Origin of the sequence: Saccharopolyspora erythraea NRRL 2338, assembly GCF_000062885.1 — a bacterium.
GTDB lineage: Bacteria > Actinomycetota > Actinomycetes > Mycobacteriales > Pseudonocardiaceae > Saccharopolyspora_D > Saccharopolyspora_D erythraea.
Map to the genome: position 1 here is coordinate 4636875 of NC_009142.1, position 25051 is coordinate 4661925.

General features: G+C 71.9%; 23 protein-coding genes. 13 read left to right on the forward strand and 10 right to left on the reverse strand.

Features of this window, described 5'->3' with window-relative positions; all coding sequences use genetic code 11:
* Positions 1 to 71 precede the first annotated feature (71 nt).
* From SACE_RS20210 to SACE_RS20245, 8 genes are all read left to right on the forward strand, one after another.
* A complete protein-coding gene (locus SACE_RS20210; protein ID WP_009946764.1) occupies positions 72 to 902 on the forward strand; it encodes a S1 family peptidase in 831 nt (276 codons plus the stop codon).
* A 106-nt stretch (positions 903 to 1008) separates the two neighbouring features.
* Positions 1009 to 1578, forward strand: coding sequence for a PadR family transcriptional regulator (locus SACE_RS20215; protein ID WP_009946762.1), 570 nt, complete (start codon positions 1009 to 1011; stop codon positions 1576 to 1578).
* A complete protein-coding gene (locus SACE_RS20220) occupies positions 1575 to 3602 on the forward strand; it encodes an NADPH-dependent 2,4-dienoyl-CoA reductase (RefSeq protein ID WP_009946761.1) in 2028 nt (675 codons plus the stop codon). The genes SACE_RS20215 and SACE_RS20220 overlap by 4 nt, the downstream gene beginning before the upstream one ends.
* A gap of 266 nt (positions 3603 to 3868) precedes the next feature.
* The gene (locus SACE_RS20225) at positions 3869 to 5071 is read left to right on the forward strand and encodes an FUSC family protein (protein WP_009946760.1); all 1203 of its coding nucleotides are present in this window, start codon (positions 3869 to 3871) and stop codon (positions 5069 to 5071) included.
* Positions 5071 to 5985: an alpha/beta hydrolase gene (locus SACE_RS20230; protein ID WP_009946759.1), complete on the forward strand. Its 915-nt coding sequence runs from the start codon at positions 5071 to 5073 to the stop codon at positions 5983 to 5985. Before SACE_RS20225 ends, SACE_RS20230 begins: the two co-directional genes overlap by 1 nt.
* Positions 5986 to 6056: 71 nt before the next feature.
* The gene (locus SACE_RS20235; protein WP_009946758.1) at positions 6057 to 7559 is read left to right on the forward strand and encodes an FAD-dependent oxidoreductase; all 1503 of its coding nucleotides are present in this window, start codon (positions 6057 to 6059) and stop codon (positions 7557 to 7559) included.
* Positions 7559 to 8734: a carboxylate-amine ligase gene (locus tag SACE_RS20240; protein ID WP_009946756.1), complete on the forward strand. Its 1176-nt coding sequence runs from the start codon at positions 7559 to 7561 to the stop codon at positions 8732 to 8734. The genes SACE_RS20235 and SACE_RS20240 overlap by 1 nt, the downstream gene beginning before the upstream one ends.
* Positions 8735 to 8761: 27 nt before the next feature.
* Positions 8762 to 9811 (forward strand): iron-containing redox enzyme family protein, encoded by a 1050-nt coding sequence (locus tag SACE_RS20245; protein ID WP_009946755.1) that lies wholly within the window; start codon positions 8762 to 8764, stop codon positions 9809 to 9811.
* Positions 9812 to 9858: 47 nt separating this feature from the next.
* Here SACE_RS20245 and SACE_RS20250 read toward each other — a convergent pair whose 3' ends face one another.
* From SACE_RS20250 to SACE_RS20275, 6 genes are all read right to left on the reverse strand, one after another.
* Complete coding sequence (locus SACE_RS20250) at positions 9859 to 10074, reverse strand: CDGSH iron-sulfur domain-containing protein (protein WP_009946754.1); 216 nt, start codon at positions 10072 to 10074, stop codon at positions 9859 to 9861.
* Complete coding sequence (locus SACE_RS20255; protein ID WP_009946753.1) at positions 10058 to 10714, reverse strand: HemK2/MTQ2 family protein methyltransferase; 657 nt, start codon at positions 10712 to 10714, stop codon at positions 10058 to 10060. The genes SACE_RS20250 and SACE_RS20255 overlap by 17 nt, the downstream gene beginning before the upstream one ends.
* An 87-nt stretch (positions 10715 to 10801) precedes the next feature.
* Entirely contained in the window at positions 10802 to 11251 is a 450-nt protein-coding gene (locus tag SACE_RS20260; protein WP_009946751.1) for a hypothetical protein, read from the reverse strand.
* 7 nt (positions 11252 to 11258) lie between these two features.
* Positions 11259 to 12386: an SDR family oxidoreductase gene (locus SACE_RS20265; protein WP_011874263.1), complete on the reverse strand. Its 1128-nt coding sequence runs from the start codon at positions 12384 to 12386 to the stop codon at positions 11259 to 11261.
* Between the two features lie 118 nt (positions 12387 to 12504).
* The gene (locus SACE_RS20270; RefSeq protein WP_009946748.1) at positions 12505 to 13074 is read right to left on the reverse strand and encodes a hemerythrin domain-containing protein; all 570 of its coding nucleotides are present in this window, start codon (positions 13072 to 13074) and stop codon (positions 12505 to 12507) included.
* A 164-nt stretch (positions 13075 to 13238) separates the two neighbouring features.
* Positions 13239 to 13760: a hypothetical protein gene (locus tag SACE_RS20275; protein WP_009946747.1), complete on the reverse strand. Its 522-nt coding sequence runs from the start codon at positions 13758 to 13760 to the stop codon at positions 13239 to 13241.
* 246 nt (positions 13761 to 14006) lie between these two features.
* Here SACE_RS20275 and SACE_RS20280 point away from each other — a divergent pair, with 246 nt between their 5' ends.
* The 3 genes from SACE_RS20280 (at position 14007) to SACE_RS20290 (ending at position 18693) form a co-directional block, all read left to right on the forward strand.
* Positions 14007 to 15221: a GNAT family N-acetyltransferase gene (locus SACE_RS20280; RefSeq protein ID WP_009946746.1), complete on the forward strand. Its 1215-nt coding sequence runs from the start codon at positions 14007 to 14009 to the stop codon at positions 15219 to 15221.
* Between the two features lie 200 nt (positions 15222 to 15421).
* A complete protein-coding gene (locus SACE_RS20285) occupies positions 15422 to 16699 on the forward strand; it encodes an ATP-grasp domain-containing protein (RefSeq protein WP_009946745.1) in 1278 nt (425 codons plus the stop codon).
* 50 nt (positions 16700 to 16749) lie between these two features.
* Positions 16750 to 18693: a non-homologous end-joining DNA ligase LigD gene (locus SACE_RS20290; protein ID WP_009946744.1), complete on the forward strand. Its 1944-nt coding sequence runs from the start codon at positions 16750 to 16752 to the stop codon at positions 18691 to 18693.
* A gap of 7 nt (positions 18694 to 18700) precedes the next feature.
* Here SACE_RS20290 and SACE_RS20295 read toward each other — a convergent pair whose 3' ends face one another.
* Together SACE_RS20295 and SACE_RS20300 are read right to left on the reverse strand one after the other, a co-directional pair.
* A complete protein-coding gene (locus tag SACE_RS20295; protein WP_009946742.1) occupies positions 18701 to 18889 on the reverse strand; it encodes a hypothetical protein in 189 nt (62 codons plus the stop codon).
* 80 nt (positions 18890 to 18969) lie between these two features.
* Positions 18970 to 19242: a hypothetical protein gene (locus SACE_RS20300; RefSeq protein ID WP_009946741.1), complete on the reverse strand. Its 273-nt coding sequence runs from the start codon at positions 19240 to 19242 to the stop codon at positions 18970 to 18972.
* A gap of 134 nt (positions 19243 to 19376) precedes the next feature.
* Between SACE_RS20300 and SACE_RS20305 the strand changes: the two genes are divergently transcribed.
* On the forward strand, positions 19377 to 19841 hold the full coding sequence (locus SACE_RS20305; protein ID WP_011874265.1) for a GNAT family N-acetyltransferase: 465 nt from the start codon (positions 19377 to 19379) through the stop codon (positions 19839 to 19841).
* A 15-nt stretch (positions 19842 to 19856) separates the two neighbouring features.
* On the opposite strand, the gene SACE_RS20310 is transcribed toward SACE_RS20305, so the two are convergent.
* A complete protein-coding gene (locus SACE_RS20310) occupies positions 19857 to 21068 on the reverse strand; it encodes an IS110 family RNA-guided transposase (RefSeq protein WP_009946738.1) in 1212 nt (403 codons plus the stop codon).
* Between the two features lie 1464 nt (positions 21069 to 22532).
* Here SACE_RS20310 and SACE_RS35770 point away from each other — a divergent pair.
* Positions 22533 to 24377 carry an amidohydrolase family protein gene (locus tag SACE_RS35770; protein WP_011874267.1) on the forward strand — a complete coding sequence of 615 codons (1845 nt, stop codon included), beginning with the start codon at positions 22533 to 22535 and terminating at the stop codon, positions 24375 to 24377.
* Between the two features lie 24 nt (positions 24378 to 24401).
* On the opposite strand, the gene SACE_RS20320 is transcribed toward SACE_RS35770, so the two are convergent.
* On the reverse strand, positions 24402 to 24929 hold the full coding sequence (locus SACE_RS20320) for a hypothetical protein (RefSeq protein WP_011874268.1): 528 nt from the start codon (positions 24927 to 24929) through the stop codon (positions 24402 to 24404).
* Positions 24930 to 25051 lie beyond the last annotated feature (122 nt).

The window sequence follows — 25051 nt, forward strand, 5'->3', positions numbered from 1 at the left end:
CGAGTGAAGATCTTTTAGCCTCCGGAACCGCTCGGTGAAGGACACCGAGCGTGGGAAGGGGGAGAGCTCCTTTGGGCAAGCGATCGATCGTCGCGGCTCTGCTGGCCGCTTCCGCCGCGGCGGCGCTGACCGCGAGCTCCGCGGTGGCCGCGCCAGGCGCGGGTGGCGCCCAGCCGTTCATCGTCGGCGGGCAGGACGCGACCGAGACCTACGCCTTCATGGCCGGGATGCAGACCAAGGACGGCGAGCACAACTGCGGTGCCGCGCTGATCAGCCCGGAATGGCTGGTCACCGCGGGGCACTGCGTCACCGACCCGACGACGAACCAGCCGCACGACCCGTCGCAGTGGCAGTACCGGATCGGCACCACCGACCGGACCCAGGGCGGCGAGGTCGTCGGGGTGGACCGGTTCATCCCGCACGAGAAGTGGAGCTGGACCGGGTCCGGCAACTACGACGTCGCGCTGGTGCACCTGGCCAAGCCGGTGCAGGCGGCCCCGGTCGAGATCGCCGCCGAGTCGCCGAAGGCGGGCACCGAGGTGCGCGAGATCGGCTGGGGGCTGACCTGCCCGGAGCGCGGCTGCGGCGACGCCCCGGTCAAGCTCCAGCAGCTCGACACCACCATCGCCGAGGACCAGGCGTGCCGCGCGGTCCCGGATTCGGGATTCGACCAGGCCGGCGAGCTGTGCATGGACAACAAGGGCGGCACCGCCAGCGCCTGCTTCGGCGACTCGGGCGGTCCGGCCGTGGTCAGGGCGGGCGACCGGTGGACGCTGGTGGGCGCCACCAGCCGCGGCCAGAGCGCCAACTGCCCCGAGCACGCCGGCATCTACACCGACGTGACCGCGTACAAGGACTGGATCGCCGAGCACACCGGCGGCCAGGTCACCTCCGCGCGCTGAACGCACGACGCCAGAGGCCTCCCGCTGGCTGCGACCGGCCCGCGGTTGGCCTCTTCGTCTATGCACACTGTTGCATTGCAACTTGATGCATACTAGTTTGCCCGGCATGGCGTTGGAGCACGCGATCCTGGTGTCGCTGGAGGAGCGGTCGGGATCCGGTTACGAGCTGGCCCGGCGCTTCGGCAAATCCATCGGGTTCTTCTGGGCGGCGAGCCACCAGCAGATCTACCGGACGCTGAAGCGCATGGTCGAGCTCGGCTGGATCTCCTGCGACCACGTGGCGCAGGAGAGCCGGCCGGACAAGAAGGTCTACCGCGTCAACGCCGACGGCCGCGCCGAGCTCGCCCGCTGGCTGGCCGAACCGGTGGAGCCCGGCGCGATCCGCAACGACCTGGCGGTGAAGATCCGCGGGGCCTCGGCGGGCGACGTCGGCGGCGTACTCGACGAGATCGCCAGGCACCGGCGGCGCCACGCCGAGCGGATCGAGGTCTACCGGGCCATCGAGCGGCGCGACTTCGGCGAACCGGACCGGCTCACCGGCAGGCACCTGCACCAGTACCTCGTCCTGCGCGGCGGCATCCGCGTCGAGCAGGCGTTCGTCGACTGGTGCGACGAGGTGCTCGCGGCCATGCGCTCCGACCACGACTCCCGAACCACCGAAAGCGATCAGCGATGAGCGAGTTCCCGCACCTTCTCAGCCCAGTCGATCTCGGGTTCACCACCCTGCGCAACCGCGTGGTCATGGGCTCGATGCACACCGGCCTGGAGGACCGCGCCAAGGACTTCCCCCGGCTCGCCGAGTACTTCGCCGAACGCGCCCGCGGCGGGGTGGGCCTGATGGTGACCGGCGGTTTCGCCCCGAACCGCACCGGCTGGCTGTACCCGTTCGCCTCGAAGCTGACCACCCGGGCCGAAGCGCGCAGGCACCGGCTGGTCACCGACGCGGTGCACGAGGCGGGCGGCAAGATCCTCGTGCAGCTGCTGCACGCGGGCCGCTACGCCTACCACCCGCTGTCGGTGTCGGCCTCGGCGGTCAAGTCGCCGATCAACCCTTTCCGGCCGCGTGCGCTGTCCGACCGCGGCGTCCGCGCGCAAATCCGGGCGTTCGCCCGCGCCGCCCGGCTGGCGCGCGAGGGCGGCTACGACGGCGTGGAGATCATGGGTTCCGAGGGCTACCTGATCAACCAGTTCCTGGCGCCCCGCACCAACCTGCGCACCGACCGCTGGGGCGGTTCGGCCGAGAACCGGCGCCGGCTCGCCGTGGAGATCGTCCGCCGGTGCAGGCAGGCCGCCGGGGACGACTTCATCATCATGTACCGGCTGTCCGCGCTGGACCTCGTCGACGGCGGGCAGACCTGGCAGGAGGTCGTCGACCTCGCCACCGCCGTGGAGGAGGCGGGCGCGACGATCATCAACACCGGCATCGGCTGGCACGAGGCGCGCGTCCCGACGATCGTGACCTCCGTGCCCCGCGCGGCGTTCACCGGCGTCGTCGGCAAGCTGCGGCCGCACGTCTCGATCCCGGTGGTGGCCTCCAACCGGATCAACATGCCGCAGGTGGCCGAGGAGGTGCTCTCCCGCGGGGACGCCGACCTGGTGTCGATGGCGCGTCCGCTGCTGGCCGACCCGGCGTGGGTGGCCAAGGCGGGCGAGGGCCGGACCGACGAGATCAACACCTGCATCGCCTGCAACCAGGCCTGCCTGGACCACACGTTCTCTCAGAAGAAGGCCTCGTGCATGGTCAACCCTCGGGCCGGCAACGAGACGCTGCTCAACCTGCTGCCCGCGCGGCAGGCGAAGAAGGTCGCCGTGGTCGGCGCGGGGCCCGCGGGGCTCTCGGCCGCGGTCGGTCTCGCCTCGCGCGGGCACCGGGTGGAGCTGTTCGAGGCCGACGGGGAGATCGGCGGCCAGTTCGGCATCGCCCGCCGCATCCCCGGCAAGGAGGAGTTCGCCGAGACCATCCGCTACTACCGCCGCCAGATCGAGCTCACCGGCGTCGGGCTGCACCTGAACACCAGGGTCGCCGCGGCCGACCTGGTCGACGGCGGCTACGACGAGGTCGTCGTGGCGACCGGGGTGGCGCCGAGGGTGCCCGACATCCCCGGCATCGACCACCCGTCTGTCCTGTCCTATGTGGACGTGGTGCGGCACGGCAGGCCGGTCGGCGAGCGCGTCGCGGTGATCGGGGCAGGCGGCATCGGGGTGGACGTCAGCGAGTTCCTCACCCACGCCGAGTCCCCCGCCCTCGACCTGGAGGCGTGGAACGCCGAATGGGGCGTCACCGGTTCCGAGGACGCGCCGGGCGGGCTCACCGAGCGCAGGCCGGAGCCGTCGCCGCGCCAGGTCTACCTGTTGCAGCGCAAGACATCGCGCATCGGGCGCGGGCTGGGCAAGACGACGGGCTGGGTGCACCGCGCGGCGCTGAAGGCCAAGCGGGTCGAGCAGCTCACCGGCGTGAACTACGAGAAGATCGACGACGCCGGGCTGCACATCTCGTTCGGCCCGGAGCGCGAACGGCCGCGGGTGCTCGAAGTCGACTCCGTGGTGGTGTGCGCGGGCCAGGAGTCGGTGCGCGACCTCGTCGACGAGCTGACCGTCAAGGGCGTGCTCACCCACGTCATCGGCGGGGCCGACGTCGCCGCGGAGCTCGACGCGAAGCGCGCGATCGACCAGGGCACCCGGCTCGCCGCGGCCATCTAGGACGTCTTCCGGATGTGGCTTGCGCCAGTGGGTCGTCGGGCGGAACCTCAGCCGCCTTCTCGCTCCGGGATCTGCGACTGACGTATGTCCGGCCTGAGCCGCACCGGCGCCGCACCGGCGCCGCACCGGCCGCCGAGGCCGGGCGCGGCGCTGGGCACGTTACGTGGTCGGCGCAGGGCTGCGGACCCGCGTGGTCGTTTGCGGCGGTGTCTCGACGGGTAGTTCGACGGGCTGTACGGCTCGACGGACCTACTCGGAGCGTCGCTGTGGGACAGAAGGGATCTTGGCGCTACGCGGCGCTGGCCCCGCACCGGTTCCTGCGCCGCGCCCTGCGAGACCGCGGCCGGGAACGCGAACAGCTCGTGCAGGCCGCGAAGATGGCGGTCGCGGCGGTCGTGGCCTGGTGGCTGGCCATATGGTGCTTCCAGCTCCCGCAGGCGTTCATCGCGCCGTACGCCGCCGTGTTCCTGATGAGCCACACTGTCTACCGGTCGGTGGCCAACGCGATGCAGCAGGTGGCCGCGGTCGTGCTCGGCGTGGTGCTGGCGTTCCTCACCATCTACTTCATCCCGAACGTGCTGGTCGCGCTCGCGGTGGCGGTGTTCCTGGGCAGTCTCGTCGGTCTGTGGCGCCGGCTCGGCCCGAGCGGCGTCTGGGTCGGCATCACAGCCCTGCTCATGCTCACCTACGGCACCGCGCCCCAGATCGAGTACCTCGCGCCGCGGGTCTTCGAAAGCCTCATCGGCGCCGTGATCGGAGTTCTGGTGAACACGCTGGTGTTCCCGCCGGTGCACCTGTCCACCATGGACGCCGCGCTCCGGCGGCTCGCCGACGAGATAGAGCTGTTGCTGGACTCGCTCGGCGAGATGCTGCGCACCGACTGGGACCACGCGGCCGCGGCCGACTGGCGCTACCGGGCCGACAACCTCAGCGCGACCTTCCAGCAGGCCCACGAGACCCTCGACCTCGGCACCGAGAGCATCCGGTTCGTCCCGCACCGCCTCCCCCGCCCGCACCGCAACCGGGAACGCGCCGAGGCCGCCCGCTCCACCCTGCTGACGCTCAGCGAGGTCGCCGAGCAGGCCCAGGGACTCGGCCGCATCCTCACCGACGCCGCCGCCGCGGGCTCCCGGCCGACCGAACGCTTCAACGCCGAGTTCGCCTGGCTGGTCGAACGCCTGGCGCGAGCCACCGCCGCCCACGCCGGAACGCCGCGGGAGTCCGGCACCAGCGGCGACGAGCAGCGCCAGGAAGCGGTGGACCAGGCCGCCCGGCTGCACGACGCGATCACCGAGCAGGTCCGACGTGGGGACTTCCCGCCGCGGACCTCCAGCACGCAGAGCGCGATGCTGCTGACGATCGAACGCGCGCTGCGGATCTTCAACGACTCGATCGACCACCAACGGCGGTGGGAGACGGCATCCGAAACCGAGCACGAGGGGCGATCGGTGCCCGGGAAGGAGTGGTGATGGTCAGCCTGCGCGGCCGAGCGCTCATCGCCAAGTACAGGCTCATGGGCAAGAAGCGGATCTTCTCCGACCTCCACGAGCTGCACCGCAGCGTGGAGAGCCGCGAGTCCGAGAGCGCGCAGATCCCCGACGAGATGTTCGAGCGCTACGAGGTGGACCGCGTCGACATCCGGGGCCACTACAGCTACACGCTGCACCCGTTGCGCCGGGACAAGCCCTACCACCTGTTCTACCTGCACGGCGGTGCCTACATCCACCAGGTCGAGGACGCGCACTGGCGGTTCCTGAGCAGGCTGATCGACGAGTCCGGGTGCGCGGTCACGCTGCCCGTCTACCCGCTGGCCCCCGACTACCAGTACGACGAGACCCTCGAGGTCGTCGAAGGCACCTGGGAGGCCACGGTGGGCCGGGAAGGCCCGCGGCACCAGGTCATCATGGGCGACTCCGCGGGCGGTGGGCTGACCCTGCACCTGGCCCAGTGGCTCAGGCAGCGGCAGCGCCCGCAACCGCGCAGGCTGGTGCTGCTGTCGCCGTGGCTGGACATCACGAGCAGCCACCCGTCGATGCCGGAGCTCGACCCGCGGGACCCGTTCCTCTCGCTGCCCGGCCTGCGCGAGGCGGGACGCATGTACGCCGGGGACCTCGACCCGCACGACCCCCGCGTCAGCCCGCTCTACGGCGAGCTCGACGGGCTGGCTCCGATGACGGTGATGGTCGGCACCCGCGACGTGCTGCTGAGCGACGCCAGGCGGCTGCGGGAGCTCGCCGCCGAGCGCGGCGTGCGCATCGACTACGAGGAGTACCCGGGCATGTTCCACGGATGGGTGCTGCAGTCGATCCCCGAGGCCAGGCGCGCGACCGAACGTCTCGTGCGCACGCTCGACTCGGGCGTGCCGCATGCGGGAACGGTGTGACGCCGACTCGACGGAGCGAGGCGGCCCGTCGTCACGCATAGTCGCACCGGGAGCGGGGTACCTATCCCACCATGGACGTTGGTGCGGCGGGCACATCGCTGTGGCTGGAGGCCGACCGGCCGGACTTCCCGGAGCTGCGCGGCGAGCGGCGCTACGACGTGGTGGTCGTGGGCGGCGGGATCGCCGGGCTCACGACCGCGCTGCGGCTCAAGCGCGGCGGCGCGCGGGTGGCCGTGGTGGAGGCGGAGCGCGTGGCCGCCGGTGCCACCGGGAACAACACCGCGAAGGCGACCGCCTTGCAGTCCACTGTGTACAGCTCGGTCCGCTCCCACCGCGGCGCCGAGGCCGCCGAGGTCTACGCCGCGGCGAGCACGTACGCGGTGGAGGAGATCGCGGGGATCGCCGAGCGCGAGCACATCTCGTGCGACCTGCGGCGGCAGCCGGCGTGCACCTACGCCACCCTCGAGGACCTCGCCGCCCTCGAGGAGGAGGCCGACGCCACCCGGGACGCCGGGCTCGACACGGTGTTCGGCAGCGACACCGACCTGCCGTTCCCGGTGGCCGGAGCGCTGCGGCTGGCCGACCAGGTGGAGTTCCAGCCGGTCAGCTACGTGGTCGGGCTGGCCCGCGCGGTCGCCGGCGACGGCAGCGACGTGTTCGAGCACAGCCGGGCGCTGGAGCTGGAAGAGGGCTCGCCGTGCCGCGTCGTCGCGCAGCGCGGTGCGGTCGTGGCCGACCAGGTCGTCGTCGCCACCCACTACCCCGTCTGGGACCGCGGCGCGTTCTTCGCCCGGCTCGAACCGCAGCGCTCGTACTGCGTGGCCGCCCGCGTGCGCGGCACGCCGCCGCAGGACCTCTCGATCAACGCGGGGACGCCGAAGCGGTCGGTCCGCTCGTACGGCGACCACCTCGTGGTTTGCGGCGAGGGGCACCCGACCGGCGAGACCGGCGTGGGCCCGGAGGTCTACCAGCGCCTGGAGGACTTCGCCCGCCGGCACTGGGAGGTCGAGGCGGTCACGCACCGCTGGTCCGCCCAGGACCCCACGCCCTACGACCGCTTCCCCATGGTCGGCCACTACACACCGTGGTCGTCGCGGGTCTTCGTGGCGACCGGGTTCATGAAGTGGGGGCTGACCGGCGGCACCTTCGCCGCCACCGTGCTCGACGACCTGATCGCCGGGCGGCACAACGACTGGGCCGACGCGCTCTCGCCGAACCGCTTCTCCCCCTGCTCGGCCACCGAGCTGGTCAGGATGAACCTCGGCGCGGGGGCCGACTTCGTCCGCGACCGCTTCACCCGCTCCCAGGTCGAGCTGCCGGGCGAGGTTCCGCACGGCCAGGCGCGGGTGCTGCGCGAGGGTGCCGAGCTGACCGGGGTCTACCGGGACGAGGCCGGCGGTCTGCACGGAGTGGGGCTGCGCTGCACGCACCTCGGGTGCCTGGTCCGGTTCAACGCCGCCGAACGCACCTGGGACTGCCCGTGCCACGGCTCCCGCTTCGACGTCGACGGCGCGGTGCTGGAGGGCCCGGCCGTGCGGCCGCTGGAGGTCAAGCGGCTGGGGCGGCCGGACTGATGGGCCTGCAGGAGCACCCCGTCACCCCCGCCGAGCGGCAGCCCCCGGTGCGGGGCGGTGTGACGATCGGTGTGGAAGAGGAGTTCCTGCTGGTGGACGCCGCGTCGGGACAGCTCGCGCCGCACGCCGAGGCGGTGCTCGCCGAGGCCGCCAACGGCCCGCTGGGCGCACCGGACGCGGTGCTGCACGCCGAGATGCTCAACAGCCAGGTCGAGGCCGCGACGGGGTGCTGCCGGACGCTGGAGGAGCTGCGCTCGCAACTCGTGGCGGCGCGGACGTCGCTGGACCGGGCCGCCTCGGTGGCCGGTGCGCGGATCGTGTCGTCGGGCACTCCCGTCCTCGCGGTGGAGGGCACCGGCACCAGCAACGGCCAGCGGTTCGCCGACATCGCCGAGCGCTACCGGGCGGTCGCTTCGGACTACCACGTGTGCGGCTGCCACGTGCACGTCGGCGTCCCCGACCGCGACACCGCGGTGGCCGTGGTGAACCACCTCCGGCCCTGGCTGCCGACCCTGCTGGCGATCTCGGCGAACTCGCCCTTCCACCTCGGGCACGACACCGGGCACGCGAGCTGGCGCGGCGTGCAGCAGCGGTTGTACCCCGGCTCCGGAGTCCCGCCGCACTTCCCGTCGCGGGACGCCTACGACCGCGAAGTAGCACGCCTGGTCGACTGCGGGGCGCTGGTGGACGACCGGATGTCGTTCTGGATGGCGCGTCCCTCGCCGCACCTGCCCACCGTCGAGCTGCGGGTGGCCGACGCCCTGATCACCGCGGAGGAGACCGTGCTGCAGGCAGCGCTCTCCCGCGCGCTGGTGCGCGCCGCGCTCGACGACCTCGCCGCGGGCCGGGAGGGCGACGAGGTGTCCGACCAGGTCGCCGCGGCAGCGGTGTGGAACGCGTCCCGGTACGGGCTCCGCGGACCCGCGGTGGACCCGGTGCCCGCCCGCCGCGTCCCCGCGCTGGAGATGGTGGAGCGGCTGCTGCGCCGGGTGGGTCCCGCGCTGGAGCAGACCGGGGACTCGGCTCTGGTCCGGGAGGCGCTGGCGCACGTGACCGGCGTCGGCACCGGCTCCGAACGCCAGCGGGCGGCGGCCGCCGCCGGAGGACCGCGGGAGGTGGTCGCCATGCTCGCCGCGGCCACCGCACCCGGGCGGGCCGACCGGCTGCGGACCTGACCCGCATCCCAGGAAAGGACCCCTGAAGTGAGCACCACGGCAGCATTCGACGACCAAGCCGTCGGGGCGGCCCTGCCCGCACCCCGCGGCCCCGTCTCGGCCGCGATCATCGACGCGCTGGCCGGCCCTCCCCCGCCCGGCCCGCTGCCGGTGGCCGAGGCGGAACGCGCCGCGCCCTACGGCGAGGACCTGGCGCTGGCCCTGCACGTCTGCTACGAGCTGCACTACCAGGGTTTCCAGGGTGTTTCGCCGGACTGGGAATGGGATCCCGACCTGCTGCGCCTGCGCGGCGCGCTCGAACGGACCTTCCTGTCCGCGCTGCGCGCCGACGTCGAGGGCGGTGACGACGTCGAGGGCACCCTCGACGCGCTGCTGGTCGAGCCCACCGGCGGCACCGTCTCGCACTACCTGCGCGACCACGGGGAGTGGTGGCAGCTGCGCGAGTTCTTCGCGCACCGGTCGATCTACCACCTCAAGGAAGCCGACCCGCACGTGTGGGTCGTGCCGCGGCTGCAGGGCCGGGCCAAGGCCGCGCTGGTCGCCGTCGAGTTCGACGAGTTCGGCGGCGGCCGGGGCGAGCGGGTGCACGCCCGCCTGTTCGCCGACCTGCTGGCAGGCGCCGGGATGTCCAGCGGCTACCTGCACTACCTCGACGCCGTGCCGGCACCGCAGATCGCGATCGTCAACCTGATGTCGTTGCTGGGGCTGCACCGCGGCCTGCGCGGCGCGCTCGTCGGGCACTTCAGCGCCGCGGAGATCACCACCGCACCCAACGCCGACCGGATGGCCCGCGCGCTGAGCAGGCTCGGCGCGGACCCGGCGTGCACGCGCTTCTTCACCGAGCACGTGGAAGCCGACGCCGTGCACGAGCAGATCATGCGCCGCGACGTCGTGGGCGACCTGCTCGCCCGCGAACCGGCGCTGCGCGCCGACGTCGTGTTCGGGGTGCAGGCCACCGACCTGCTCGAGGACAGGTTGGCGCGCCACCTGTTCGACTGCTGGCACGACGACCGCACTTCGCTGCGGGAACCCCTGACCGACGACGCACCGAACGCACGGCAGGGCGACGGCGGCTAGCGTCTGCGTCGCAAGCGGCGCAGCGGATTCCGGTGTGGAACCCAGCGCTAGCGACGGTCGTCGCGTGCGCGGCGGCGGTGGCTGGTGTCGCAGAACGGGTAGCGCTTGCTGCGACGGCAGGCGCACACGGCCACCACGAACCGGTCCGAGCAGACCGTCGTGCCGTCGTCCATGACCAGTTCGACCGGACCCTCCACCAGGATCGGACCGCCCCGCACCAGCGTCACCCGCCGCCGGTCGCGGTCGTCATCCCTGCCGCTCACCGCGGACCACCACCAGTTCCTCGTCGCGCTGCCCCGGCTCGATCAGGCCGCGGCGCTCCAGCATCGGCGCGCGGGCGCGCAGCACCGGGCCGAATCCCTGCCTCCGCTGGGCCACCACCGACGCGTGCATGCCGCGGTGCCGCAGCTGCCGCAACGTCGAGTCCACACCGGACAGATCCGAATGCACCACGAGCAGGATTCCTCCTGGGCGCAGCAGATCCGGCGCGAGCGCGCACAGCCGGTCCAGCAACGCACGGCCTCCGCGCCCGGCCTCCCACGCGCGCGAAGCCCCTCTGCTGGGCACCTCCTCGGCAGCCGACGGTACGTAGGGCGGGTTCGAGACCACCGCGTCGAAGCGCTCGTCGCCGAACCGCTCCAGCGCATCACCGTGGGCGACCCGAACGGGCATGCCGCGCAGCAACGTGTTGATGCTCGCCGATACGACGGCGGGCACGGAGACGTCCACCGCCACCACGCTGCCGGCTCCGGCACGGACGGCCGCGACGGCCAGCGCGCCGGTACCGGTCCCGACGTCGAGGACACGGCTTCCCCTTCGCAGCCCGGATTCGCCCAGCACCTCGGCGAGCAGGTACGTGTCGCCCTGCGGGCGGTACACGCCGGGCAGTCGAAGCAGGTGCATACCCGTGGTTTTCCTCCGGTGCGCACGGCGAAACGTCCTCGCACACCGGCACATCGCCCGCGACCGCTGCTGCCCTGCCGGGCCGCGTCAGCCGGGTGCGTGCGGGTCCTCGCCCGCGCCCAGGGTGGCGAGCCGCTCGACGAGCGCCGGATCGCCCGGGTGGAGCGCTTCCGGCGCGTCCTCGTGGCCCTCCAGGTCGCCGGAGTCCAGCACCCGCAACCAGGCCGCCACGACCTCGGCGTCCGGTACCAGCGAGGCGACGTCGGACTCGCTGCCGACGCGGTAGAAGTGCTCGCCCCGCTCGTCGCGGTAGCCCCAGCCGCGGTAGGGGGTCCAGAACACCAGCACTCCGGGCACCCCGCCCAGCTCGATCTCGATGCTCGGGCTCTCGGCACCGGATCGGGAACCCTCGAAATGCAGGCTGAGCACGTCCGCGGCGTCCCGGACCGCCGCGAGGTAGCCCGCCACCACGTCGGTCAGCTCCCGCTGCCCCTGCGTGCGCTCGCGGACTTGTTCGTTCAGCTGCTGATCAGTCATGTGCGGCTTACCTGCCAACCGTCTGTAGTAGTGCATCGCGGACGCCGCGCGGCCGCTTCCGCCCCGTCAGGGCGCCCAGCCGCCCGTCCCGCCCGGCCCCGAAGGGGTGGCCCGGTGCCCCACGTTTTCCGCGCAGTGACAACCACGTCAGCCCCGCGGACAACGCCGCAGCACCGGACAGGACCGCGCCGTGGTGCTGCGAAGGCCACAGCTGCGCGCTGCGCCCCCTGGACTTGTGGTCGAAGACCCCGTGCGCTCCGTGGTCGCTCCCGGCAGGCTCGTCGATCGGCTCCCACAGGTTCTCCGACCGGTAGCCGGTGTCGATCGAGTCGTCGCGCTGCATGCGGTAGCCGACCCTGGCCAGGTAGCGGTCCAGGAGCCCGGGTGCGACGGCGTTGCCGAGCAACGTCTTGACGGTGCTTCCGCCGACCCAGTACTCCCGGCGCCGCGGGTGGTCGCCGGCGTGCAGCACGGCTCGCGCGATCACCTCCGGCTGGAAGATCGGGGGCACCGGCTGCGGATGACCGGAGAGCCTGGAGCGCACCCACGAGAACTGGGGCGTGTTCACCGCCGGGAGCTGGACCATCGTCGTCCGCACCCGGCTGCGGTCGTGCAGCAGCTCGCACCGCACCGACTCGTGGAAACCCTGGATCGCGTGCTTGGAACCGCAGTAGGCCGACTGGAGCGGGATTCCGCGGTAGGCCAGCGCCGACCCGATCTGCACGACGGTGCCCCGGTTCCTCGGACGCATGCGGCGGAACGCCGCCATGGTTCCGTGGACGGTCCCGAGGTAGTTCACCTCGGTCACGCGCCGGAACTCCTCCGGGGAGATCCGCTCCAGCGGGGCGAACACGGTCGTGCAGGCCACGTTCACCCAGAGGTCGATCGGGCCGAGCTCCCGCTCGGCCTCCTCGGCCGCCGCGTCGACCTCGTCGGCGTGCGCGACGTCCACCTGCAACGGTAGGGCGGTCCCGCCGGCGTCGCGGACGTCGCGGGCGGCGCCTGCCAGCCCTTCGGCCCCTCTGGCGAGCAGGGCGACGCGGCACTTCCTGGCGCCGTAGGCGCGGGCCACCGCCCGGCCGACCCCGGCGCTCGCCCCGGTCACGACCACGACCTGGTCACTGCGTCGACTCACGGCATTCCTCCCCGGCTGCGATTCGCCCCGAGGGCCGCGACGCCTGCGCGGCGGCGCGGCCCTGCTCCGGCATCGTTGCGGTGAGCTGTGCGCCGGCGGCGCTGGGCGGCCGGTGCGGTCAGCGGCCGCGGCCGGTGAGGGCGTCGCGTATCCGGTCGATCATGCCCACGCCCGGGTCGAGGAGCTTGTTGGCCGGCGGCCGGTCCGGCGCCCCCGGGTGCGGCCGGGTCGGCGCGATCTTCTTGGCCTGCACGATCTTGTCGCCCATCTCCTGCAGGTACTGCGGTGAGCACACGTCGCGCAGGCGTGGGAAGAGGTCGCTCTCCTCGTCCTCGATGTGGTGGCGGATCTCGCTGATCAGCTTGCGGACGAGCCGGTCGAAGTCGGCGCTGTCGGGGTCGAGGCCTTCGATCTGCTTCATGACCGACTCCGCGTCGGCGTGCTCCCGGATCTCGTGGTCGGCGATCCGGTCACCGTCGGGGAGGTGCTCGCGGGCGGCCGGGTAGAGGTGCTGCTCCTCGGCGACCGAGTGCCGCACCAGTTCGGTGATGATGTGGTCGACGAGGTCCCGGCGGGCCTCCGTCGTGAGGCCACCGCGCTCGTACTCGCCGAACGCCGACTCCACGTCGCGGTGGTCCTGGATCAGCACGTCGACGAGATCACCGTTCTTCTGCGCTTCCTGGGCCATTTCGGTCTCCTCACGCTGCGAAGCGAGCCACTCGCTTCTGCGTTGCCCGAGCCGCCACGGGCTAAACACTTCGCACGAGTGGGGCGTGGCGGGAGCCTGGTGAAAGGTCACCCTTCGTGAACGTGCCGCGACGAGCCCGAGAGAGCGGAGTCGTCCGGGCGCGGTCAGGCCGCGGTGCTCGTGTCGGGCTCGATCAGCTCGAGCAGGCGCTCGCGGTGCAGGTCGGCAACCGGGGCCTGCAGGTCCGGGTGGCGCAGGAGGAACGCCGCGTTCTGCTCGCGGCGCCCCGGCTCGGTGAGCCGGCCGAAGGAGACCGCCGGGACGCCGGGGCGCGCGGGCGGGAGCGCGGCGACCGCGCGGGCGGCCAGCGCCGGGTCGGCGAGCAGGCAGCACGCCCAGCTCGCGACGACCTCGTCGACCCAGGTGCGCCAGGCGTGGTCGGGGTGCTCCAGGTCGTGGACCTCGGTGCCCGCGAGCCAGTCCAGCCGCGCCGAACCGCCCGGGCCCGCGAGCACGACCAGCGCGGCGTCCACCGGTGTCGGGTAGCGAAGCGAGGCCGCCACGGTCACCGCCTGCTGCGCCTGCGCCTCGGCCAGCGCGCGGTCGAACGCTCCGCCGGAGGCCGGGTAGGCAGCGGTCAGCCACCGCGTGGTGGCCGCGACGACCGACGATAGATCCACCGACACGCGGAGGGGCCCTCGCTTTCCTCACATCCGCACGGATGGTCACGGGCGGTGATGTTTTTCCTGGCCATCCCACCGTAACGAGTTGTTTCGCGTACTTGAAGAGCTTGTCGCAGAGGTGAGCAATCACACCGCGTGCACGGCTGTTGTGGTAATGCCGCCCGACGATGTTTGGCGCCCCCTGCGCCGGGGGCAGAACGTCCGGTGCGGCCGCCGAAGCCGATCCCGACGCGCAGGAGCCGATCGAGCATGGACGAACCGACCGTGCGGGTGCTCTCCGGTGACGACTACGACGAGTTCTTCTCGGTCTTCACCGGCTCGTTCCTCGACGACAGCCGTGAAGCGATCAGGGAGCCGTGGCGGGCTGTGTTCGAGCCCGCCAACGCCCACGGCGTGTTCGACGGCCGCGAGATGATCGGCGTCGCCGCGTTCTTCGACTCCGGGATCACGCTGCCCGGACAGGTGCGCACCCGGCTGGCCGCGGTGACCGCCGTGGGCGTCAAGCCGGGGCACCGCAGGCGTGGCGTCATGCGCATGCTGATGCGCGCCCAGCTGCACGGCATGGGTGAGAGCCGTTCGCATCCCGTCGCCGCGCTGCACGCCACCGAGGGGTCGATCTACGGCCGTTTCGGCTACGGGCTCGGCACCTCGGACGTGGTGCTGTCGATCCCGCGCCGGGCGCCGTTCCTGCGCTCGGTCGAGGTGGACCAGCGGCGGGTGCGGGAGGTCGGCGAGCAGGAGGCGCTGCGCTTCGCCCACGATCTCTACCCGGCCGTTGCCGCCCGGCGCACGGGCTGGCTGGCCCGGGGCCCGTCCTGGCACCTGCGCGTCGTCGACGACCGGTCCGCCCCGAAGGAGCAGGGCAGGATGCGCTTCGCCGTGCACCCAGACGGCTACGCCTTCTACCGCCCGGAACCCCGGTGGGCCGACCGCGGGCCGGACTACCTGCTGCACGTCCAGGAGCTGGTCGCCGCGACCCCGCAGGCCTACGCGGCGCTGTGGCGCTACCTGCTCGACACCGACCTGGTCGGAGAGGTCCGCTGGCAGCGCGCGGCGCCCGACGAGCCGGTCGTCGACATGCTCGCCGACCCCCGCCAGGCGCGGCGGCAGCTCTCCGACGGCCTGTGGGTGCGGCTGATCCACCTCGACCGCGCCCTCTCCGAGCGGCGCTACCGCGCGCCCGCAGACGTGGTGCTGGAGGTCGGCGACGACTTCTGCGAGTGGAACGCCGGGCGCTGGCGGCTGGCCGCGGGTGCCGACGGGACCGGCGGCGCGACCCGGACTCAGGCACCGCCGGACATCCGGCTCGGCATCGGCGACCTGGCGGCGGCCTACCTCGGCGGGACGACGCTCGGACAGCTCCACCGCTGCGGGCGCGTCGAGGAGCTGAACCCCGGTGCGGTGGCGGTCGCCTCCGGCGCCCTGGACACCGACCACGCGCCCCATTGCCAGGAGCCGTTCTGACCCGCGCGGTCGCCCCGCTCCAGGTACCGGGCCGTCACGGCGGGCCCACGGCGTCGCCGATCGAGTAGTCGGGGCGTGCGTCAGCCGCCATACGCCTCCGACGCCGGGCTCCGGTACCCCGCGGAGGCGGCCGACCACGGTCCGGATCGTTCGACGACGGTCGAATGGAACCCGAGGAAGCCGGGTAAGCAACGGTCGTGATGAATTCGATCGAGAACGTGTTCGTGCTGGGACTCGACGACCGCAACCTCGCGCTCCTGCACGACCTGCCGCACCTGAGGCAGTACCGGTTCCACTCCCTGCTGAGCAAAGACGAACTCATGGGCGGCGAGGTGGCCCTCGCCGAGGACCTGGAGAAGGCGCAGGAGAAGCTCGACGCCTTCGACGGCAGCATCGACGCGATCATCGGCTACTGGGACTTCCCGGTCAGCTCGATGGTGCCGATCCTCTGCGAGCGCTACGGACTGCCCGGACCGAGCCTGCAGTCGGTGGTCAAGTGCGAGAACAAGTACTGGAGCCGCCTGGAGCAACAGGAGGTCACCGACGCGCACCCCTCGTTCGCGCTGGTCGACTTGGAGAATCCGGAACTGCCGGACCTGGAGTTCCCGTTCTGGCTCAAGCCGGTCAAGTCGTTCTCGTCCACGCTGGCTTTCCGGATCGACAGCGCCGAGGAGTTCGAGCGCGCGGTCGAGGAGACCCGCGGCGAGATCGGCATGGTCGGCGGCGCCTTCGAGTACCTGCTGTCGATGCTCGACCTCCCGCCGCAGATCGACGAGCGGACCGGGCAGATGTGCGTGGCGGAGGAAGAGGTCCAGGGCCGCCAGCTCACCGTCGAGGGCTACAGCGACGCGCACGGCGAGCCAAACGCCTACGGCGTGATCGACTCGATCTGCTACGAGGGCACGCCGAGCTTCCTGCGCTACCAGTACCCGTCCAACCTGCCGCAGGAGGTCGCCGACCGCGCCTGCGACATCTCGGTCCGCGTGATCCGCCAGATCGGGCTGTCCTCGTCCACGTTCAACATCGAGTTCTTCTGGAACCCCGACCGGGACGTGCTCAACATCCTGGAGGTCAACCCGCGCCTGTCGCAGTCGCACGCGCCGCTGTTCGAGTTCGTCGACGGCGTGCCCAACTACCAGTCCATGGTGCGACTCGCGCTGGGCCGGGACCCGGAGCAGCCGAGCCGCCAGGGCGAACACGCGGTCGCCGCCAAGTGGTACTACCGCACGTTCAAGAACGCGTTCGTGCGCAGCGTCCCGTCCGAGGAGGACGTGGCGCGGGTCCGCGAGGAGATGCCCGGCACGATCGTGGACGTCGTCGCCAACGAGGGCGGGTGGCTCTCGGACCTGTCGGCCCAGGACTCCTACAGCTACGAGCTCGCGGCGATCTACCTCGGCGGGAGCGACGAGGAGGACCTGCTCGCGAGGTACAACCGGGCGGTGGAGCTGCTGCCGTTCGAACTGGAGGAGCAGGGCTGACGGCCGCCGTCCCCGCTTTTCGCTCCGCTTTGATCGGGTATCCGGTTGGGATGAGTTCTGCGAAGAAGTCCGAGCGGCTCGCCGAGTACCAGCGCAAGCGCGACTTCAGCCGCACCAGCGAGCCGTCCGGACGGGAAGGCGGCGCGCGCGCCGGTGGCAACCGGTTCGTCGTCCAGCGCCACCGCGCGCGGCGCCGCCACTACGACCTGCGGCTCGAGCTCGACGGCGTGCTGCTGAGCTGGGCGGTGCCCAAGGGCCCGACGCTGGACCCGAAGGCCAGGCATCTGGCCGTCCGGGTCGAGGACCACCCCATCGAGTACACCGACTTCGAAGGCGTGATCCCCGAGGGCGAGTACGGCGGCGGGGACGTCATCGTGTGGGACCGCGGCACGTGGGAGCCCGCCGAGACCGATGACCCGGCCGAGGCGATCGAGGCCGGGAACCTGCACTTCGACCTGCACGGGGAGAAGCTCGGCGGGCGCTTCGTGCTGGTCCGGCGCGGAGACGACGACTCGGGCAAGGAGCAATGGCTGCTGCTGCACAAGAAGGACGAGCACGCCGAGGCGGGGTGGACGGCCGAGGACCACCTCGAGTCGGTCAAGAGCGGCCGGACGAACGAGGAGGTCGCCGCGGCGCCGGAGGCGATGTGGCGCAGCGACCTGCCCGCCTCCGAGGCGGAGGTCCCGGTGGACGGCGCACCGGCCGGGAAGTCCGGCCGGTCGCGGTCCGGGGAGCGCAAGACGGCCCGGTCCAGTGGGGCGGGCAGCGCGTCGTCGGACAAGGCGTCCGGCAAGGCGTCCGGCACCGGCTCGTCGAGCACCCGTTCTTCCGGCAAGGCGTCCGGCACCGGCTCGTCGGGCAGGGCCTCCGGCAGTTCCTCGTCCAGCAAGGCGGGATCCGGGACGTCGAAGAAGGCCGGCACCAAACCCGCCAAGACGCGGGAGAAGTCGGGGGCGAAGCAGCGGTCCGCCTCCGCGCGCAGGTCCGGGCGCAAGACCGACGAGGAGAAGTCCGGAGGCGGGCGCGACGAGCGACCCCGGTGGGACCCGCCCTCCGAGGAGGAGCTGGCAGCGCTGGACGAACTGGGCGCCAAGGGGCCGTGGGAGGTCGGTGGACGCCGCCTCGCGCTGACCAACCTCGACAAGGTCCTGTTCCCGGGCCGCGACGACGAACCGCCGGTGACCAAGCGCGACTTCGTCCGCTACCACGCGCGGATCGGACCGGTGATCCTCCCCTACCTGGTGGGCCGCCCCCTCAACACCCACCGCTACCCCGACGGCGCGGACAAACCCGGTTTCTGGCACAAGGAGGTGCCGAGCCACGCGCCCTACTGGCTCACCAGTTGGCGCTACGAGGCGGCCGACCCGGACGAGACGCAGAACTACGTCATCGCCGACAGCGTCCCCGCGCTGGCCTGGCTCGCCAACTACGCGGCGCTGGAGCTGCACCCGTGGACGTCGTGGGCCTCCGACGTGGAGCACCCGACGTGGGCGCTGTTCGACATCGACCCGGGGTCCAAGACCTCCTTCGAGGACGTGCTGGCCCTCGCCCGGCTGCACCGCACCGCGCTCGAGCACCTCGGCGTGCGGGCGGGGCCCAAGGTCACCGGTCAGCGCGGTGTGCAGATCTGGGTGCCGATCGCGCCGCACTACACCTACGAGGAAACCCGCCGCTGGGTGGAGAAGGTCTCCAAGGCCATCGGTGCCACCGTCCCCGACCTGGTCAGCTGGGCGTGGCAGAAGAACGAGCGGCGGGGTCTGGCCCGTCTGGACTACACGCAGAACGTCGTCAACAAGACGCTCGTCGCGCCCTACAGCGCCCGACCGCGCCCGGGCGCGCCGGTGTCGGTCCCGATCAGTTGGGACGAGCTCGACGACCCCGACCTGACGCCCGACCGGTGGACGGTGCGCACCGTCTTCGACCGCCTCGACGAGGTGGGAGACCCGCTCGCACCGCTGGTGGGCCTGGAGCAGGAGCTGCCACCGATCCAGTGAGCGGGGCTCACTGCTCGTCCTCGTCGAACTCGTCCTCGATGCTGGGCGGCGCCGGCGGGTGCTCGGGGTCGTGGATCTCCACGTGCGCCTCCTGCTCGGTGTCCGGCCCGCGTTGGTCGCCGCGTTCGGCGTCGAGGTCGCGCCCGGCGTCCCCGACCGGTTCGGACGGGTGAGCGCTTCGGCCCGGCTCCGCCATGACGTCCTCCTTCGCTCTCGAGTGCGCCGCCGCTCCCGCGACAGCGCGCTCCTGGAATACCCGCGGAATTCCCGTGCGAATCAGAGGAAGTCCGCCGGCATCACTCCGGCTTGGGGGAGACACGAGATGCAGAGCGCGGTCGACTCGCGGCCGCTGCTCGGGAGCTTGTGCGATGCGGGCCGCACGATCGCGGTATTGCCCTTCTTGTCCGTGTGCCCCTCCTCGTCCTCGACGCGCAGGACGTGCTTCTTGTCGCCCGCGGTGCTCTCCCTGTTGGTGCTACTCGGTTCGAGAGCCCCTTCCGGCCTTCCCGGCCGGGACATCACCAAGCGTGCGGCGCCGTCGAACCACACCGAAGAGTTAGCACGGGAATATTCCATTGTGGATACTGCGGCGAGGCGTATTCTGGACCCTTTTCCCCGGATGAGCACTAAGTTCGTCACCGCAGCGAGATGTGACTGCGGGTTGCGGGCGAGAGAGGCTGGCTATGGACTGGGTTATCACCACGGCGGATGTACGGGACGCGGGCGAGGTCATGACCGTGCAGCGCGCGGCGTACGTGTCGGAGGCGCAGCTCTACGACAACCCGCATTTTTCCGCGCTGCGCGAACCCATCGAGGAGATCCGCGAGGCGATCGCGGCGGGTGAGGTGCTGGTGGCCAAGGCCGGCACGCGGATCGTCGGTGCTGTGCGCGGCACCCGGCAGGGCGAGGAGTGCCATGTCGGCCGGCTCGTGGTGGCGCCGGACATGCGCGGACGCGGCATCGGCGCGGCTCTGCTGCGCGCGGTCGAGGCCCGGAACAGGCCGGAGGTGCGGCGTTTCGTGCTGTTCACCGGCGACCGGAGCGTTGCCAACATCCGCCTCTACCTCAAGGCCGGCTACCTCGAGACCGATCGGAGGGTGGTGGCCGAAACCCTGTCACTGGTCTACCTGGCCAAGCCGTCGGAATGAGTTTCAATGATCGTGTCAAGCCGCTTGGGCCTGGGTGGGTGGTGTGGTCTGGAAGGTGCGGCTGTCGCGCAGCAGGGCCCAGATCACGTCGACCAGGCGGCGTGCCAGTGCGATCAGCGCCTGGGTGTGAAGCTTCCCTTCGCTGCGTTTGCGCTGGTAGAAGATGCGGGAGGGGCCTTCAGGGCGAATCGAGGACAGTGCGGCGAGGTAGAACACCCGCCGCAGCCCGCGGTGGTAGCGCTTCGGGCGGTGCAGGTTGCCGCGGACGCGCCCGGAGTCACGGGGGACCGGGGCCAGGCCGGCGTATGCGGCCAGGCGGCCGGGGTTGCCGAAAGCGGTGAGCAGGTCACCACCGGTGTCGGCCAGCAGTTGGGCCCCGAGGATCGGGCCGAAACCGTCGACGCTGGTGATGCGTTCGGCGTCGGGGTGGGCCTCGAAGCGTTCGGTGAGCTGCTTGTCGAGGTCTTTGATCTCTCGGTCCAGTTCCAGCAGTTGACGGGCCAGGCGGGCGATCAGCGGCGCTGTGATCGTTTCCGTGGGCAGGGCAACGGTTTGCTCACCTGCGGCAGCCAGTGTCTTGTCCACGATGGACGGGATGCTGCGGGCGTGGGCCTGGTGCTCGGTCAGATAGGCCCGCAGGCCGTCCGCACCGGCGGCGCGGACGCCGTCGGGGGTTTGAAACCCCGTCAGCAGGATCAGCACGGAGCGGGTGGAGAAGTCGAAGGCCCGCTCCAGCGAGGGGAAAATGCTCGCGAGCAGTTCGCGGATCCGGTTGACACCGCGCACCCAGTCGGCCACGAGGTCCTCACGCCTAGCGGTGAGGATCTGCAGGTCGGAGGCGATCTCGCTAGGGCTGGTCACCGGGGTCAGATCGCCGCGCAGCCGGGCGGTTTCGGCGATGGTGCGGGCGTCTTTGGCGTCGGTCTTGCCCTCACCGGCGAACGCTCCGGCCATCCGGTTGACCAGCCTGCCGGGCACGTAGACCACCGGCCGCCCGGTGACCACAAGCAGCGTGATCAGCAGACCTGCGGCGCCGGAGGTCATATCCACCGCCCAGACCACCTCACCGGCCTTCTTGGCGGCACGGGCGATCAACGCCTCGATCGCGGCCTGACTGTTGATGACCTTCTGACCGAACACGACCTTGCCGGTCTCGTCCACCACACACGCGTGATGAGCGTGCTTGCCGACATCGATCCCTGCCCAGACGATCTTGCGGACCTTCACCGGGCCCGTCCTCCCGTCATCCCAGCTCAACCCCGTGGACGACCCCGCCGGCAGCTCCATAAACAGCGACCACGCGCACAGATTTCAATCAGCGGCCAGGGCGTCCAGAACAGCAGGGCGGCCACTCCTTCCAAGCCACCCAACGGCAAGAAGACATCAGCCACACCCCGCCGCCCTGGGCATCCAGAACACCACGTCCTGAACACCAACGATCTTATGGAGAAGACATGGCACAACCCTCGCCCTTCCCCCGCCGCCTGCTGCAGGCCGGCGGCGGCGTCCTCGCCGGCGGCGGCTTGCTCGGCACGCGGGACGCGGCAAGGGCGGATGCCGACGGCAGCGCCACCGTGACGATCACCGCCGGTACGAACATGTCGGGCGCCGTGTCACCCGACGGATCGACCGTGGTGGTCGATGCGCTCAGCACGTTGTGGGCGGTGCCGATCCGGGGCGGGGAAGGCCGGCGGCTCACCCCGCACGCGATGGAGGCGACCCAAGCTTCCTGGGCGCCGGACGGAAGTTCGGTGGTCTGCCAGGTGTACTCGGAAGGCAACTTCCACCTGTACCTCGTGCCCACCGGCGGCACGCCGCGCAGGCTCACCGAAGGCCCCCACGACCACCGGGAACCGTCCTTCTCACCTGATGGCAGGCGCATCGCGTTCTCGTCCGACCGCGGCGGCCGTTACGGCATCCACATCTTCGACCTCGCGACCGGCCGGATCGCGCCGTGGACCGCGCCCATCGGCGAGGAGTCTCAGCCGAGGTGGTCGCCCGACGGGAGCCGGATGGCCGTGGTGGTGGACAACGCCGTCATCGACGCGGTGAACGAGGCCGGGGAGCGCACGCGCCTCGCCGAGGCCACCGGCGCTCGCCTCTACGCGCCCGGCTGGAACCCGGAGGGGAGCACGATCGCCTACGTCCGGATGGACGGCCTGTTGCCCCGCAACCAGGGTGCCGGTTCGGCGCAGGTCGTCGTCGGCGGGACGGTCGTGTCCGCGCCGGACGAGGACGTGTTCCCCTTCGCACCCACGTGGTTGTCGGCCACCCGCCTCCTCTACACCGCCGACGGCCGGATTCGGGCCCGGGAACTGCCCGCCGGAGGACACCGCGACATCGCGTTCAGCCTCTCGGCCCCGGTGCGCACGCCGGAGCCGACGGCCCCGGCCGCGTTCCCCGAAGCGGGACGCCACCCGGTTCACGGCATCGCCGGCCCGGTCCTGTCCCCCGGCGGCGACCGGATCGCCTTCTGCGCGCTGGGCGACCTCTGGGTGAGCGACCTGGCCGGACGAGCCCAGCGCCTGACCCACGACCGGTTCCACGTGTGCGATCCCGCGTGGTCGCCGGACGGCGACCGGATCGCCTACTGCACCGACCGGTCGGGCACCACGGGATCTGGGTGCGCGACCTGCGAACCGGCGACGAGCACCGGCTCACCGCCCCTGCCTCGGCGGCGGTGGCGCCGGCGTGGTCTCCGGACGGGACACGCTGGCGTTCCAGGACCAGGACGGCGCCACCCACGTGCTCACCCTCGCCACCGGCGAAGTGCGCGAGGTGGTCGACGCGGTGCGCGCCCCGGGACGGCCCACCTGGTCGCCGGACGGTGCGACGATCGCCTTCGCGGCGCAACGGCCGGTGTCGCGGCGCTTCAGGGAAGGCGCGAACCAGATCCTGACCGTCCGGGTGGACACCGGAGCGATCGCCTACCACGAGGTGTTGCCGAACCGCTCGCTGAGCGGGCGCGGGGTGGACGGGCCGGTGTGGTCGCCCGACGGTTCGTCGTACGCGTTCGTCATGGGCGCAGCGCTGTGGGTCGTGTCCGTCGACGCCTCCGGCACGCCGACCGCTGCGCCGCGCCAGGTCACCGCAGAGGTCGCCGACGCGCCGTCGTGGCACCCCGACTCGCGGACGCTGCTGTACCTCAGCCTCGGCGCCCTGCGCATGGTCGATTCCCACGAGGGCACCTCCTGCCCGGTGCCGCTGAACCTCACCTGGTCCCCGGCCCGCGTCCGCGGGCGGACCGTGGTGCGCGCGGGCGCGCTGTGGGACGGGGTCCACGACGTGCTCCGCCGCGACGTCGACATCGTCATCGACGGCGACCGCATAGGCGAGGTCACCTCCCGCCGGGAGTGGCCGCACAGCGCGGTGGTCGACGCAACCGCGCTCACCGTGCTGCCCGGCCTGGTGGACATGCACGCGCACGTCCACCTCGAAGGCCGGTTCCTCGGCTCCCGCCAGGGCAGGCTGTGGCTGTCCTTCGGCGTGACCAGCGTGCGGTCCCCCGGCGACCCGGCCTACCTCGCCGCGCAGCACCGCGAGGCGACCGCCTCGGGCGACCAGCTCGGTCCCCGCTACTTCGCGGCGGGCGAGCCGATCGACGGCAGCCGGGTGTACTACGGCTTCACCCGGCCGACAACGGACGCGCGGGAGGTGGCCCGGGAAGTCGAACGGGCGCGGGCGCTGCGCTACGACCTGCTCAAGACCTACGTCCGGTTGCCGTCGACCGCCCAGGACCAGGTGGTCCGCGCGGGAACGGGTCTGCCGGTGACCTCGCACTACGCCTATCCGGCGGCGCGGTTCGGGGTGCACTGCATGGAGCACCTGGGCGCGACCAGCAGGCTCGGCTTCTCCCAGACGCTGAGCAGGCTCGGCCGCTCCTACGACGACGTGGTCGCGCTGATCAGCCGGGCAGGCATGTCGATCACGCCCACGTTGTTCGTTTCCGCCGTTCTGATGGCAGGCGACGAATCGTGGCTCGCCGACGAGCGGATCGCCAGGCTCTACCCCCAGTGGGAACGCGACGCGCTGCGCGAGACGATCGCGCTGGTGTCGCGAACACCGGAGATCACCGCGGGACTCAGGAAGATGCTCGCGGCCAATGTGGACACCGTGCGCCGGATCAGCGGTGCCGGCGGTCTCGTGGTCTGCGGCACCGACGCCCCGATCGACCACCTCGGGGTCAGCCTGCACCTGAACCTGCGGGCTCTGGTCGCCCACGGCATGTCCGCGGCCGACGCCCTGCGCACGGCCACCGGCAACGCCGCGCAAGCGCTCAACGCGAGCGGGCACCTCGGCGCGGTCCTGCCGGGCAGGTACGCCGACCTCACCGCGGTCGACGGCGACCCGCTGGCGGACATCACCCGTGCCGCGGCGGTGCGCAAGGTGGTGGTCGGCGGTGTCCTGCACGAGATGACCGAGCTGCTCGACTTCCCGGCGCAGGCGCCGACCCCGGCGACCCAGCGGTCCGCACCGCAGCCCCGCTCGGAGTGGTGGTGGCACGGTCGCCACGACGCCGTGCACGCGTGTTGCTGATCCGGGGAGGCCTTTTCGCCGGGATCAGGGCACCTGCCCACCGGCGCGCTCGCGCGCGATCTCCTCGGCCGTCTCCGTCCGCAGGCGTTCGAGGAGGTCGAGCTGCCGGTTCGCCCGGTCGAGCAGTTCCTCCAGCTTCCCGGCGTCCAGCCGGGGCAGCCGGTCGCACATGGCCCGCAGCGTCTTCCAACCCGCGGCCTTGCCATGCACGCCGAGGGACATCGCTTCGAGCTCGATCAGCGTGCTCAGCGGCGAACCGCGCAGCAGCCGGCCGTTGAGCTTGAACCTGCTCAGCTTCTCCCCCAACCACGCCACCGCGAGCTTGAGGCGGGCGACGGAGAACCCGAGCGTCCGGATGATCCGCACCAGTTCCGCTCGGTCCTGCCCGACTTCCTCGACCAGCTCGGCCAAGTCGGACTCCATGGACGTCCCGCGGCGGCTCCGCGCCACCCTGCGGGCCAGCTCGAGCCCTCCGGTCGCCCCGGCGAGGTGGTCGTTGAGGTAGATCCCCAGCAGCGGCTTCGCCCGTCCTGCGGATTCGGTGCTGGACAAGGTCACCCTCCACGCGTCGAGACCGGGCCACCGGACCACCGCCCCATCACGCAGGGCAGCCGGATGCCCACCGACGGAGTGCCCGTTCGCCGGGGCCGCAAACCTGGCGACGGCACCGCCCC